This is a genomic window from Pseudomonas sp. MDT1-16 (assembly GCF_054898115.1).
The window spans coordinates 4,863,707-4,876,868 of record NZ_CM142717.1 but is presented as its reverse complement, the minus strand read 5'-3'; the positions used below and the strand labels follow the sequence as shown (position 1 = coordinate 4,876,868).

Here is a 13,162-nt window from a genome sequence, read left to right as displayed (position 1 = left end):
CTGCTTTTTGAGGGATGAGAGAGGAAGGACAGAAAAGCGGCCCCGGATAGGTTCAGGTAAAGAGGACAAAAACAATGCAACCTGATTTCTGGAATGACAAACGCCCCGCCGGCGTGCCCCTGGACATCGACCAAGGGGCCTATAAGTCGGTGATCGAGGTGTTCGAGCGTTCCTGCAAGAAATTTGCTGACCGCCCGGCATTCAGCAACATGGGCATAACCCTGACCTACGCCGAACTGGAGCGCTACAGCGCAGCCTTCGCCGGTTACTTGCAAGCCCACACCGACCTGGTGCCGGGGGATCGCATTGCGGTGCAGATGCCCAACGTCCTGCATTACCCGATTGCCGTGTTCGGTGCCCTGCGCGCCGGGCTGATCGTGGTCAACACCAACCCGTTGTACACCGCGCGGGAGATGCGTCATCAGTTCAAGGACTCCGGGGCCCGGGCGCTGGTGTACCTGAACATGTTCGGGCAGAAAGTCCAGGAGGTGCTGCCCGACACCGACATCCAGTACCTGATCGAAGCGAAGATGGGTGACCTGATGCCCGCCGCCAAGGGCTGGCTGGTCAATACCCTGGTGAGCAAGGTCAAGAAGATGGTCCCGGCGTATTCCTTGCCGCAGGCGATTTCCTTCAAGAGCGCGCTGAGTCTGGGTCGAGGCCTGGGGATCAAGCCGCTGAATGCCGGCCTCGGCGACATCGCCGTGCTGCAATACACTGGCGGCACCACCGGGCTGGCCAAGGGGGCGATGCTGACTCACGGCAACCTGGTGGCGAACATGCAGCAGGCGCGCGCGTGCCTGGGTCAGTTCGGCACCGACGGTCAGCCACTGCTGCGCGAAGGGCAGGAGGTGATGATCGCGCCGCTGCCGCTGTACCACATCTATGCCTTCACGGCGAACTGCATGTGCATGATGGTGACCGGTAACCACAACGTACTGATCACCAATCCGCGGGACATCAAGGGTTTCATCAAGGAACTGAAGAACTGGCGTTTCTCGGCGTTGCTGGGGCTCAACACGCTGTTCGTCGCGTTGATGGACCATCCGGACTTCAAGACTCTGGATTTCTCCAGCCTCAAACTCACCAACTCCGGCGGCACCGCGTTGGTCAAGGTCACCGCCGAGCGCTGGGAACAGCTCACCGGTTGTCGCATTACCGAAGGCTACGGCCTGACCGAAACCTCACCCGTGGCCTGCACCAACCCTTACGGCGACCAGTCGCGCATCGGCACAGTCGGCCTGCCGGTGCCGGGCACCACGCTGAAGGTCATCAACGATGAGGGCGTCGAGCAACCCTTGGGCGAGCGCGGCGAACTGTGCATCAAAGGCCCGCAGATCATGAAAGGTTATTGGCAGAAGCCCGAAGCCACCGACGAAGTGCTGGATGCAGAAGGCTGGTTCAAGTCCGGTGACATCGCGGTGATCGACCCGGACGGTTTTGTGCGCATCGTCGATCGCAAAAAAGACATGATCATCGTCTCGGGTTTCAACGTGTACCCGAACGAGATCGAAGACGTGGTGATGGCTCACCCAAAAGTCGCCAGCTGCGCGGTGATCGGTGTGCCGGATGAGCGTTCGGGGGAGGCGGTGAAGCTGTTTGTGGTGGCCCGTGAATCGGGTGTCAGCCTTGAAGAACTGAAGGCGTACTGCAAGGAGAACTTCACGGCGTACAAAGTACCCAAGCACATCGTCTTGCGTGAGTCGTTGCCGATGACGCCGGTGGGCAAGATCTTGCGGCGGGAGTTGCGTGATATCGCCTGAGTGTTGAATGGCCGCGCTTTGCGCGGATCGCGGGCAAGCCCGCTCCCACAGGATCACCGATGACCTTGTGGGAGCGAGCTTGCTCGCGATGCTTTTTGTGGGGCAGAAGGCCCGAATCCAAAGGCTTTCAGGGTGCTATAGAATTTTTGCTCTAAAATGACTGCCTGTTAGTCTTTAGTCATTAAAGTGACTGTAGGGCCGGTTTTTGGCTCTAGTAGGCCCTTGGCAAAGCTGCTACTCTCGGCGCGCTTTGTGACTTCTCGGCCTAACTAAAAAGCCAGACTCACCAGCAATCGACACCAATAAAAAACACACACCAATAATAATCGAATCAAATGCGGTGATGAACTCGCGTTGCTGAGGAGTGGGCTTCCATGATCGAAGACTTTTGGAAGGATAAGTACCCTGCCGGGATTGCTGCCGACATCAATCCGGACGAGTATCCGAATATTCAGGCGGTGTTGAAGCAGTCCTGCCAGCGCTTTGCCGACAAACCGGCATTCAGCAACCTGGGCAAGACAATCACCTACGGTGAACTGTACGAATTGTCCGGTGCCTTTGCCGCTTACCTGCAACAGCATACCGACTTGCAGCCAGGCGATCGAATCGCCGTGCAGCTGCCCAACGTGTTGCAGTACCCGGTCGCCGTCTTCGGTGCCATCCGCGCCGGGCTGATCGTGGTCAACACCAACCCGTTGTACACCGCGCGGGAAATGGAACACCAATTCAACGACTCCGGTGCCAAAGCCCTGGTCTGCCTGGCCAACATGGCGCACCTGGCCCAGACCGTCGTGCCGAAAACCGGCGTCAAGCACGTGATCGTCACCGAAGTGGCCGACCTGCTGCCGCCGCTCAAGCGTTTGCTGGTCAACAGCGTCATCAAGTATGTGAAGAAGATGGTCCCGGCGTATCACTTGCCCAAGGCCATCAAGTTCAACGACGTGCTGAGCAAGGGGCATGGCCAGCCAGTGGCTGAAGCCAACCCGGCCAGCAGCGACGTTGCCGTGCTGCAATACACCGGCGGCACCACCGGCGTGGCCAAGGGAGCGATGCTCACCCACCGCAACCTGGTGGCGAACATGCTGCAGTGCAAGGCGCTGATGGGTTCCAACCTTCATGAAGGCTGCGAGATCCTGATCACGCCGCTGCCGCTGTACCACATCTATGCCTTCACCTTTCATTGCATGGCGATGATGCTGATCGGTAACCACAACGTGCTGATCAGCAACCCGCGCGATTTGACGGCGATGATCAAGGAACTGTCGAAGTGGAAGTTCAGCGGTTTCGTCGGGCTCAACACGCTGTTCGTCGCCTTGTGCAACAACGAAGACTTCCGCAAGCTGGACTTCTCGGCGTTGAAAGTCACCCTGTCCGGTGGCATGGCCCTGCAACTGGCTGCCGCCGAACGCTGGAAAGCGGTCACCGGGTGCGCCGTCTGCGAAGGTTACGGCATGACCGAAACCAGCCCGGTGGCCACCGTCAATCCGATCCAGAACATCCAGATCGGCACCATCGGTATTCCGGTTCCGTCGACCCTGTGCAAAATCATCGACGATGCCGGCGTTGAGCAGCCGTTGGGCGCAATCGGCGAGCTGTGTGTGAAAGGTCCGCAAGTCATGAAGGGCTACTGGCAGCGTCAGGACGCCACCGATGAAATCCTCGACAGCGAAGGCTGGTTGAAGACCGGTGACATTGCGCTGATCCAGCCTGATGGTTACATGCGCATCGTCGATCGCAAGAAAGACATGATCCTGGTCTCCGGTTTCAACGTGTACCCGAATGAACTGGAAGACGTGCTTGCGACCCTGCCAGGCGTGCTGCAATGCGCAGCCATCGGCGTGCCGGACGAGAAGTCGGGCGAGGCGATCAAGCTCTTCATCGTCGCCAAACCGGGCGTGACGCTGACCAAGGAACAGGTGATGGAGCACATGCGCGCCAACGTCACCGGTTACAAGGTTCCGCGCTCCGTGGAGTTCCGCGATGCGCTGCCGACCACCAACGTCGGCAAGATCCTGCGCCGCGAGTTGCGCGACGAAGAATTGAAGAAGCTCGGCGTCAAGAAGGTAGGCGCGTAACACAAGAAGCCCCGCAGATGCGGGGCTTCTTGTTTATAGCTGATCGTTACCACGCAGAGCGTGGGAACGATCTCTTTACAGGCGAAACTGCGCGAAGTTCACGTTGGTACCCGCCGGGCGCATGTCCTGGAGGTACGAGTCCTTGTCGGCGCTCAGTTCCAGGCTCAAAGCGGCTTTACGCTTGCCTTCGTTGCGCACCACCAGTCCTTCGAGCTTCTCGCGCAGGAACACCGTCGGCACTTTCAGGTGCAGCAGTTCGTCGGTGTCCGGCGTGTGCATCAGCAGGTGAACCCATTCGTACTGACCAACGGCCAGGCGCGCGACCGGAATATCGAACCACCAAATGTTGCGGTTGCGGTTCAATTCGGTGAAATGGCAGTTATTGACGCCAAGCACAGCACCGCCAAGTTCCTGGTTTCTGCGGGCAATGGCCTGCTTTTTATCGAGTTTCATAACATTCCTACAGGATTGGATCTTCAGCGCCATGGCCTGAATACGTTGCGCATTCTCGGGGGTTGGTCGACAAACATAAAGCCCAACCTGCACTGAACGATGAAATATCGCGGTGAAAATAAATGAAACTCGGCACAAACGCCTCCGGTCAATCTTTGTGTAACAACTTTCCCCGTTGAATTGTTCACAGGAGAAACACCATGAGCAGCACTGGCGATAAAGTAAAAGGCATGGCCAACGAAGCCGCCGGCAACGTCAAGCAAGGCGTCGGCAAGGCCACCGGTAGCGACAAAATGCGCGCCGAAGGCGTCGTGCAGGAAAAGAAAGGCGAAGCCCAGCAAGCGGTCGGTAAAGCCAAGGATGCGATCAAGAAAGGCATCGACAAGGCGTGATCCGGCCTTTAAAGCGTGTCAGAAACGGCCATCCGCGGATGGCCGTTTTTGTGTCAGTCTGAGCATGAGCAAGATCAAAATCGCCAAGTAGGCTACTTTGATGTAGAAAACGGCCCCTGAGTCGCCACGACTTCGACCAAATTTTGCGGCGAAAGGAGACGCTAATGTTTTTCCCACACATGAAAGGTTTACGCCTGCACCGTGTCATGGTTCGCACGGTCACTGAGTTCGTCGCCGACGAGATGTCGACCTATGCCTCGGCGCTGGCCTATCAGATGCTGTTCTCGCTATTTCCCTTCATTCTGTTCCTCATCGCCCTGATCGGTTTCCTGCACCTGCCGGACTTCTTCTCCTGGCTGCGCCTGCAGTCAGAACTGGTGCTGCCGCCCCAGGCGCTGGAACAGGTCAACCCGGTCATTGACCAGCTCCAGCAATCCAAAGGTGGCTTGCTGTCGGTCGGTATCGTGATTGCCCTGTGGACCGCGTCTGCCGGTGTGCGGCTGATGATGAGCGCGATGAATGCTGCCTACGACGTGGTCGAGGGCCGTCCGGCGTGGAAGCGTTTTCCGCTGTCGATTATCTACACCGTCGGCATCGCCGGTATGCTGCTGGTCGCTGCCGCGCTGATGGTGCTCGGACCGCAGGTGATGGGCTGGATCGCCGCGCAAGTCGGCCTCGAAGACTTCATCGTGACGCTCTGGACCATCGTGCGCTGGCCGGTGGTCGTGATTCTGTTGATGATGGCGGTGGCGCTGATTTATTACGTCATGCCCGACGTCAAACAAGAGTTTCGTTTCATCACGCCGGGTTCGGTGCTGGCGGTGGTGGTGTGGATCATCGCGTCACTGGGTTTCGGTCTGTACGTCAAGGCGTTCGCCAACTACAACGCCATGTATGGCAGTATCGGCGCGATCATCGTGCTGTTGCTGTATTTCTATATTTCCGCCGCGGTGCTGTTGCTCGGCGCCGAGATGAATGCCGTGATCGAACACATGTCGACCGAGGGCAAGAATGATGGCGAAAAAGTCCCCGGTGAGCACGACCACGAACCCAAACACCACGTGTCGGGACTGGGTCGGGATCACTCGATCAAGCCGACCACTGACGAAGTCATCAAATGATCCGTGAAATTCTGAAAATGGGCGACGAGCGCCTACTGCGCATTGCCCCGCCGGTGCCCGCCGAAATGTTCGACAGCCCCGAGCTGTGGCAACTGATCGACGACATGTTCCAGACCATGGAAAGCGTCGGTGGCGTTGGCCTGGCTGCACCGCAGATCGGCGTCGATCTGCAACTGGTGATCTTCGGTTTCGAGCACAGCGAGCGTTATCCGGATGCCGAGGCCGTGCCGCAGACGATTCTGATCAACCCGCTGATTACGCCCTTGACCCCGACACTGGAAGAGGGTTTCGAAGGCTGCCTCTCGGTGCCCGGCCTGCGCGGCGCGGTGGATCGCTATCAGCACATTCGTTACGAAGGTTTTGATCCCAAGGGGCAGCCGATCATGCGCATCGCCTCGGGGTTTCATGCGCGGGTTGTGCAGCATGAATGCGATCACCTGATCGGGCGGTTGTACCCGTCGCGCATCGGTGACTTCAGCAAGTTCGGGTTTACCGACGTGATGTTTCCGGATCTCGATCCTGCAGCAGACGACTGACACACTCCGTGAATCATCCAGACGGTTTCATACCCATGGCGATCATCGGCTTGCTGCGTGCGTAACGGCTCAAGCGTTCGGCCATGGAGTAGGGCAGTGGCGGGTCGAAGGTAAAACCACGACGTTCATAAAACCCGCGCAGGTCCGGATGACAAAACAGCCACACCGGGCCTTCGAGGTCCTTGAGCGCCTCGGCGATCAACGCCGCAGCGATTCCCTGTTCACGGCAGGCTGGATCGACAAACAAACCCGTCAGCCAATGCCCGTCCGCCACCGGTCGCAAACACAGTGCCCCAATGATCTCGTTGCGCCTGGCCACCCAGAGTTGAGCGTCCCGGACCGCTTTCATCGACGATTGGTGAGCGCGATAAAACTTGTTCATCAAGGGCCATAAAGGCTCGGCGAGCAAGGTGTATTGGGTATTGGGCATGGTCTTCGACTGTCGGTGCACAAAGCGGGCGATTATAAAAGAACGCGCACGCAGCGATAGGTGTATACCTGATCTCACATCCCGTATGAGTGGAGTACGTATCATGGCCAAAGGCATGGATTCAAAAAAAGCAGCAAAGAAGAAGCCGGCAAAAACCGCCGATGAAAAACGCGCCGACAAGAAGGCCAAGAAGGTGGATGTGTTCGGTCATTGATCCCGTGACAAGGGAGCCCGGCCCTCGGGCTCCCGCTGCTTCTAACGAAATAACCAAATAATCTGCAAGAAAACCCTGCGCCATTGCACAGAAGGGGACTGGCCCCCGATCTGAGCAACGCCATGCCCCATTACTTCGATATTGCCCACCGAGAAGAAATCGACACCTTGCGCCAAGGCCTGCGCATAGTGCCCGTGACGCCGCGTATCGATCGCGAATTTGCCTTGGTGGTCGCTGCGAACAAGCCACCCTCGGCGGCGGTGCAGGCGCTGATGAGTCTGCTTGCCGAGAAATGACTCATACCGACGCTGAACCGATTTTGTCCTCAATACTGGCCGACTAGTGGCCTTGCATACCTGCCTCGCCTGTCTATGCTGACTCGTGACTAACTATGTCGACCACCATGTGAAGGCCGTCATACACGTTAAGAGCGTGCGCAACCCAAGGCGCCGACACTGAACAACATGGAGCTGTCCGGTCAATGGAGCGATTTATCAGAACGTTAAGGCTGGCTCGATCCCGGGCTATCAAGAGAAGGATGTCTTGATAAGAGCGTCGCTGCATGGACTCTCCAATTAAACATCATTGATCACCTGACCCAGTCCTTCCGGTGGAGGGATGCGTGTGCCTGTTCCTTGGAACGTAGTGGTGGAGTCGTTGAAAGACCAAAGAACTTTCATCAAACAAAAGACCGCGCTGAAGGTGATACGACCATGTTTAATCGACGTCACAAGACTGACCTGCTGGAAATCGAACGATTCAGTTGCGCGCTGACCGAGGCTAACGCGAAGTTGGCCGCGGTCAGCCGCTCGATGGCGATGATTGAGTTCACCCCCGAAGGCATCGTGCTCGATGCCAACGACAACTTTTGCAGTGCCATGGGTTATAGCGCCGAAGACGTGCGCGGAAAACATCACCGGATATTCTGCGAAGAAGCGTTTTATCGAAGCGATGCCTATGCCAAGTTGTGGCGTGACCTTGCCCGTGGCGAACCGGTGAGCGGGACCTTCTTGCGCTTGAACAAGAGCGGCAAGGAGATGTGGCTTGAAGCCAGCTATATGCCAGTGTTCGGCGCTGATCGTCAGGTCCGGAGTGTGATCAAGGTCGCCACTGATATCTCAGCCAGGGCCGACAAGGAACACGAAAGCGAGAGCATGCTCGCGGCGATCGGTCGTTCCATGGCCGTGGTCGAATTCACCCCGGATGGCAACGTCATCTCGGCCAACGAAAACTTCTTGAAGACGATGCATTACTCGCTCAACGAAGTGGTTGGACAACACCACAGTCTGTTTTGCCATCGTGGTGAAGCCGAATCGCAGGCCTATAAAGCGTTCTGGGCTTCACTCAATCGCGGCGAATATCACTCGCACCGTTTCGAGCGCAAAGATAAGCAGGGTCATACGGTTTTCCTGGAGGCCTCCTACAACCCGCTGTTTGACACCAAGGGTCGATTGTACAAAGTGGTCAAGTTCGCCAGCGACATCACCGATCAGGTGACCACCCTGCAAACCGCCGCGGAGTCGGCCCACAGTACCTCGGTTCAAAACGACGCCTGTGCGCAGAAAGGTTCTCTGGTGGTACAGCAAACGGTGCAGATCATCCAGGACATTTCCAAAGACTTGAATGAAGCGGCGCTGAGCATTGATGCCGTCAGCAAACAGTCCGACATCATCGGCACCATCGTTCAGACCATTCGCGGAATTGCCGATCAGACCAACCTGCTGGCGCTCAACGCGGCGATTGAAGCAGCCCGCGCCGGGGAGCACGGGCGCGGGTTCGCGGTAGTTGCCGATGAAGTTCGCAGCCTTGCGGCACGAACGAGCCAGGCAACGCTGGAGATCGTTGAAGTGGTACGCAAGAACCATGATTTGTCATTGAGTGCGGTGTCGAGCATGCAGTCGAGTTTGAGTCGAACCGGTCTTGGGGTGGAACTGGCGAACGAGGCGGGAGCAGTGATTCTGGAGATTCAACAAGGATCGCGGCATGTGGTGGATGCGATCAGTCAGTTCAACTCGACCTTGCAGATAAGTTGATCGCGGCAAATTGAAAAGGGTTCCTCGAAGGGACCTTTTTTATTGATTTCCGCACTTTTTAAAGCGAAGCGAGAAACTTGCCGACCACACCCGCATGGATGTGGGTCGGGTAGCGCGGAAGCCGCTCAAGCCAGGCCATTGCAGCCGTGTTTGAGGAATCCCGGGCGTTGTGCCAATCGTTGAAAATACTCGTCGATGGCGGGGTAGTCGGGGCGCTCCATCGGTGTCATCAACCAGCGGTTGACCGACAGCCCGATGACGATGTCCGCCAGCGTGAAGTGTGGCCCGGCGACATACGCTTTGGTGGTCGCGAGCTGATGCTCGAGGATGCCCATCTTCTGATTCCAGCTGCGTACGCCAGCGGTAATGTGATGCGGGTCCTGGAACTCCGGATCTTTGCGCACCAACGCTGTGAACGCGTAGCTCCAGGAGGCATTGAGTTCGGTCGCTTGCCAATCCATCCACTGCTCTACCCGAGCGCGCGCCGCCGGTTCGTGCGGTAACAGATCGGTGTTGTGGTGTTTGCCGGCCAGATAGCGGCAGATGGTGTTGGACTCCCACAACACGCCCGCATCGTCGATGATCACCGGCACCTGAGCATTGGGATTGAACCTGAGAAACTCCGGCGTGTGGGTCGACGCATAACCGCCGCCCCAGTCCTCACGTTCACAGGCAACACCCAGTTCCTCACAGGTCCACAGGACTTTTCGGACGTTGATAGACGAGGCTTTTCCCAGAATCTTCAGTGCGTGTTCCATTGAGCTACTCCGTTAGCGATTCGACGCTTCAGGAATCTAACAGACATTCAGCGTTTTCAAACCGGATCCGGCAGCGCCGACATTGGCAAACCAAACGTGCGATCAAACAACCAGTTGAAGGCGAAGGTGTAGCACGGGATGAAAATGATCAGCGCCGCGTCCAACAGGAAGGCTTGCACCAGGCTGATGTTCATCCACCAGGCGATCAACGGGATGAGGAACACTATCAAGGTTAGTTGAAAACCCACGGCATGGGCGATGCGCCGTTTAACGGTGCGGGTTCGCGAAGGCTGACGACTTTCCCAGCGCTCGAACAGCGTGGTGTAGATGAAGTTCCAGGTCACCGCAATGGTGGTGATGATCACTGCCAACGGGCCAGTGCTGCCTGGCGAGGTGCCGGACAACAATGCCAGCCCCAAGGCCGAGAATGTCATGCCGATGACCTCGTAAAGGGACACGTAGAGCAGTTTTCGTTTAACGCCTTGCATGGGGGGTTGCCTCTTTCTTGCCAACTTGAAGCCAGGAGCACTGGCGAAGGCGACGAAAGATAGCTTCAATAGGGCTGACAGAAAAAGTCATTAGCTTTCAGTTTTATTGATAGGACGACGGATGAATTTCAACAGCGACAGCATCGAGTTGTTCCTCGCGGTGATCGAACGCGGCTCGTTTTCCGCTGCCGCCCGGGCGCTAGGTAAAGTGCCGTCGGCGGTGAGCATGGGCATCGCCAACCTGGAAGCCGAACTCGGTTATCCACTGTTTGATCGCAGCCATCGCGAGCCGGTGCCGACGGCGATGGCCTGCGCATTGGTGCCGCATGCGCGACTGATTGCCGAGCAGCTCAAACAGCTGCAAGTGCATGCGGTCGAGCTGTCGCTGGGGCTGGAAAGCAAGTTGTCGATCGGGGTGGTGGCGGACATCGACAAGGGCCGCGTGATGGCGGCGATCAAGGTCATCGCCGAGCGTCATCCTCTACTGGAAATCGAAGTGCTCAGCGCGCCGCAGGATGATGTGCTGGCGATGCTCCACAGCGGCCGGGTCAGCGTTTGCCTGGCGTTCGCCGGGCTGAGCATGAACGTGCTGGAGCGGTTCCAGTTCGTCGGCACCGAACGGATGATCGCCACGCTGGCGGCGGACAATCCGTTGCTTCAAGGCCAGGATTTGTATCTCGAAGATTTGGTCCGCGTACGGCAAATCATCGTCGCCAGCCGCGACCTGCCGATCAGCGAAATCCGGCCACTGGTGGCCGAGTCTTACTGGCGCACCGACACGTTGACGATGGCGCTGGAAATGGTCGAAGCCGGATTGGGCTGGGGCAATTTTCCGCTGTCGGTGGTCCAGCCGTGGCTCGATGCTGGAAGGCTCAAGCGCCTGAGCTTCCGCAACATCGAGAACGGGTTGGTGCTGCCGGTGCATGCGGTGTGGCTCAAGAGCCAGCCGTTGCAGAAAGGGGCGTTGGCGTTTGTGGAGTTGATGGGGCGTTGACGCTGCACACCGATCATTCCCACGTTCTGCGTGGGAACGATCAAACAGTGTCAGGTACTTTCACGCACCTTCAACTCAAACCCCATGTCCTGCACCGGTTTCGCCACCGTGTTGCCGGCCATCAAGGTCAGCATCTGCTCCGCTGCGCGCCGGCCAATCGCCTCGCGCGGGGTGCTGATGCTGCTCAGACGCGGGACCATGTGGGCCGAGGCCGGCAGGTCGTTGAAGCCGAGGATCGCCACTTGTTCGGGGATTTTGATCCCGTAGCGCATGGCTTCGAGCAGTGCGCCCTGGGCCAGGTCGTCGTTGCCGAAGAAGATGGCATCGACATCGGGATGACTGGCGATCAGCTGCAGGAACAGTTCGCCACCGAGGCCGACGGAGGAGGCGCGAGGTGTCAGCACTTCCAGATCAGGGTCATACAAACCGGCCTTTTGCAGGGCTTTGCGAAAACCTTCGCCGCGCAGCAACGTGCGTTGATCCAGTTGCGCGCCGATGTAGGCCAAGCGTTTACGACCGCGTGACAGCAAATGCTCGGCCGCTGTCTCGCCGGCAGCGAGTTGTGAAAAACCCACGCAATTGAGGCCGGCTGCGCTGTCCAGTTCCATCATGTACACGCAGGGAATGTTGCTCGCCTCGATCATCCGGCGCGAACTTTCGGTGCGGTCGAAACCGGTCAGCAGCAAACCGCGCGGCTGATACGCCATGTAATTGCGCAGCAGGTTTTCTTCTTCGTCGCGGGAGTAGTGGAAGTTGCCGATCAGCACTTCGAAGCCTTTGGGGCGCAAAACCTGATGAATGGCTTCCAGCGTGTCGATGAACAGTAAATTGGACAGTGACGGCACCAACACCACCACCGAATGGCTCTGGGCCGAGGCTAACGCGCGGGCGGCAGGGTTGACCACGTAGTTGAGGTCGAGGGCGGCTTTCTGGACTTTTTCCACCAGTTCGGTGGCCACGGTACTGACCCCGCGCAGGGCGCGAGAGGCGGTGATCGGGCTGACACCGGCCAGGCGCGCGACTTCGTTCAAGGTGGGGCGGCCAGTGGTGCGCGTATTTTTATCGTTTTTAGGAGAGATCATCGGACGGCTTGCCAAACAAAATTCGAGGCACTAAGGTAGCGCTGTCTCGACGCAGCTGCAAATGCGTGAACGGGGTTTGCCTGATCCCCGTTTTTTGGCGTCAGGAACGAACATGCTGCAACCCACAAAAATGACAAGAAGGCGTCGGCAACTTCTGCTTTTGCTCTAGTGCATAACTGGCAAAGGTAGCGCTGTCTGCGCGCTGAGGTGTTACATGAATCATCCCATCACCGCCCTGGTCATCATGGGCGTTGCCGGTTGCGGCAAGACTTGCGTCAGCGAGGCCTTGTGCCAACTCAGCGGCGCGACCGCCATTGAAGGCGACACTTTTCACCCTGCCGCCAATATCAAAAAGATGAGCGCGGGTATCCCCCTGAACGACGAAGACCGTGCTGGTTGGCTCGATAGCCTGTGCGATGAACTGCGCCGCATTGACGCAAAGGGCCAGCGCCCGGTGCTGACCTGCTCGGCGCTCAAACACATTTACCGTGAACGTCTGCGCAGCGCCTTGCCTGGCCTGGGCTTCGTTTTTCTTGAGCTGACCCCCGAAGTCGCCGCCGATCGTGTGTCTCATCGGCCGGGGCACTTCATGCCGTCAACACTGATCGACAGCCAGTTCGCCACCCTCGAATCACCCGTTGGCGAACCGCTGACCCTGGCCCTCGACGCGTCGAACCACAGCGTCGACGAACTGGCCGCTCAAGCACACCGCTGGTGGCTTGAACACGGCCTGAAACTCGCCGTATGAGTTTTTCTCGAAGAGACAGCGCTGTCTTGATGGCTTGCGAATTACTCACTTTAATAACAACAACAACCAGGAGAC

The 13,162-nt window shown here is 57.9% G+C and carries 13 protein-coding genes and 2 pseudogenes; 10 read left to right on the top strand and 5 right to left on the bottom strand.

Features of this window, described 5'->3' with window-relative positions:
• Positions 1 to 74 precede the first annotated feature (74 nt).
• Entirely contained in the window at positions 75 to 1,763 is a 1,689-nt protein-coding gene (gene fadD2 / locus ACYZT3_RS22350; protein WP_462030787.1) for a long-chain-fatty-acid--CoA ligase FadD2, read from the top strand.
• A 374-nt stretch (positions 1,764 to 2,137) separates the two neighbouring features.
• Entirely contained in the window at positions 2,138 to 3,838 is a 1,701-nt protein-coding gene (gene fadD1 / locus ACYZT3_RS22345; protein WP_282377263.1) for a long-chain-fatty-acid--CoA ligase FadD1, read from the top strand.
• 75 nt (positions 3,839 to 3,913) lie between these two features.
• Here the strand turns inward: fadD1 and ACYZT3_RS22340 are convergent, their stop codons facing one another.
• Complete coding sequence (locus tag ACYZT3_RS22340) at positions 3,914 to 4,291, bottom strand: hypothetical protein (protein ID WP_282377262.1); 378 nt, start codon at positions 4,289 to 4,291, stop codon at positions 3,914 to 3,916.
• Positions 4,292 to 4,491: 200 nt separating this feature from the next.
• Between ACYZT3_RS22340 and ACYZT3_RS22335 the strand changes: the two genes are divergently transcribed.
• The 3 genes from ACYZT3_RS22335 to def all read left to right on the top strand — a co-directional run bounded on the left by ACYZT3_RS22335 (position 4,492) and on the right by def (position 6,340).
• Positions 4,492 to 4,683, top strand: coding sequence for a CsbD family protein (locus ACYZT3_RS22335; protein WP_282377261.1), 192 nt, complete (start codon positions 4,492 to 4,494; stop codon positions 4,681 to 4,683).
• 164 nt (positions 4,684 to 4,847) lie between these two features.
• A complete protein-coding gene (locus ACYZT3_RS22330) occupies positions 4,848 to 5,804 on the top strand; it encodes a YihY/virulence factor BrkB family protein (protein WP_282377260.1) in 957 nt (318 codons plus the stop codon).
• Positions 5,801 to 6,340 (top strand): peptide deformylase, encoded by a 540-nt coding sequence (gene def / locus ACYZT3_RS22325; protein WP_462030786.1) that lies wholly within the window; start codon positions 5,801 to 5,803, stop codon positions 6,338 to 6,340. The genes ACYZT3_RS22330 and def overlap by 4 nt, the downstream gene beginning before the upstream one ends.
• Positions 6,341 to 6,353: 13 nt before the next feature.
• Here the strand turns inward: def and ACYZT3_RS22320 are convergent, their stop codons facing one another.
• Positions 6,354 to 6,770 (bottom strand): GNAT family N-acetyltransferase, encoded by a 417-nt coding sequence (locus ACYZT3_RS22320; RefSeq protein WP_462030785.1) that lies wholly within the window; start codon positions 6,768 to 6,770, stop codon positions 6,354 to 6,356.
• 372 nt (positions 6,771 to 7,142) lie between these two features.
• On the opposite strand from ACYZT3_RS22320, the pseudogene ACYZT3_RS22315 reads away from it, so the two are divergent.
• The 3 genes and pseudogenes from ACYZT3_RS22315 to ACYZT3_RS22305 all read left to right on the top strand — a co-directional run.
• Positions 7,143 to 7,280, top strand: a pseudogene (locus ACYZT3_RS22315) (LysR family transcriptional regulator); the annotation flags it as partial.
• A 417-nt stretch (positions 7,281 to 7,697) separates the two neighbouring features.
• A pseudogene (locus tag ACYZT3_RS22310) lies at positions 7,698 to 8,474 on the top strand (PAS domain-containing protein); the annotation flags it as partial.
• Between the two features lie 3 nt (positions 8,475 to 8,477).
• Entirely contained in the window at positions 8,478 to 9,017 is a 540-nt protein-coding gene (locus ACYZT3_RS22305) for a methyl-accepting chemotaxis protein (RefSeq protein ID WP_462032410.1), read from the top strand.
• Positions 9,018 to 9,142: 125 nt separating this feature from the next.
• Here the strand turns inward: ACYZT3_RS22305 and ACYZT3_RS22300 are convergent, their stop codons facing one another.
• On the bottom strand, positions 9,143 to 9,775 hold the full coding sequence (locus tag ACYZT3_RS22300; protein WP_462030784.1) for a glutathione S-transferase family protein: 633 nt from the start codon (positions 9,773 to 9,775) through the stop codon (positions 9,143 to 9,145).
• Positions 9,776 to 9,831: 56 nt separating this feature from the next.
• On the bottom strand, positions 9,832 to 10,263 hold the full coding sequence (locus tag ACYZT3_RS22295; protein WP_282377255.1) for a PACE efflux transporter: 432 nt from the start codon (positions 10,261 to 10,263) through the stop codon (positions 9,832 to 9,834).
• Between the two features lie 121 nt (positions 10,264 to 10,384).
• Here ACYZT3_RS22295 and ACYZT3_RS22290 point away from each other — a divergent pair, with 121 nt between their 5' ends.
• Positions 10,385 to 11,257, top strand: coding sequence for a LysR family transcriptional regulator (locus ACYZT3_RS22290; RefSeq protein WP_462030783.1), 873 nt, complete (start codon positions 10,385 to 10,387; stop codon positions 11,255 to 11,257).
• A gap of 50 nt (positions 11,258 to 11,307) precedes the next feature.
• Here the strand turns inward: ACYZT3_RS22290 and gntR are convergent, their stop codons facing one another.
• Entirely contained in the window at positions 11,308 to 12,339 is a 1,032-nt protein-coding gene (gntR, locus tag ACYZT3_RS22285; RefSeq protein WP_462030782.1) for an HTH-type transcriptional regulator GntR, read from the bottom strand.
• Positions 12,340 to 12,553: 214 nt separating this feature from the next.
• Here gntR and ACYZT3_RS22280 point away from each other — a divergent pair, with 214 nt between their 5' ends.
• Entirely contained in the window at positions 12,554 to 13,087 is a 534-nt protein-coding gene (locus ACYZT3_RS22280) for a gluconokinase (protein WP_282377251.1), read from the top strand.
• The last annotated feature ends 75 nt before the right edge of the window (positions 13,088 to 13,162 follow it).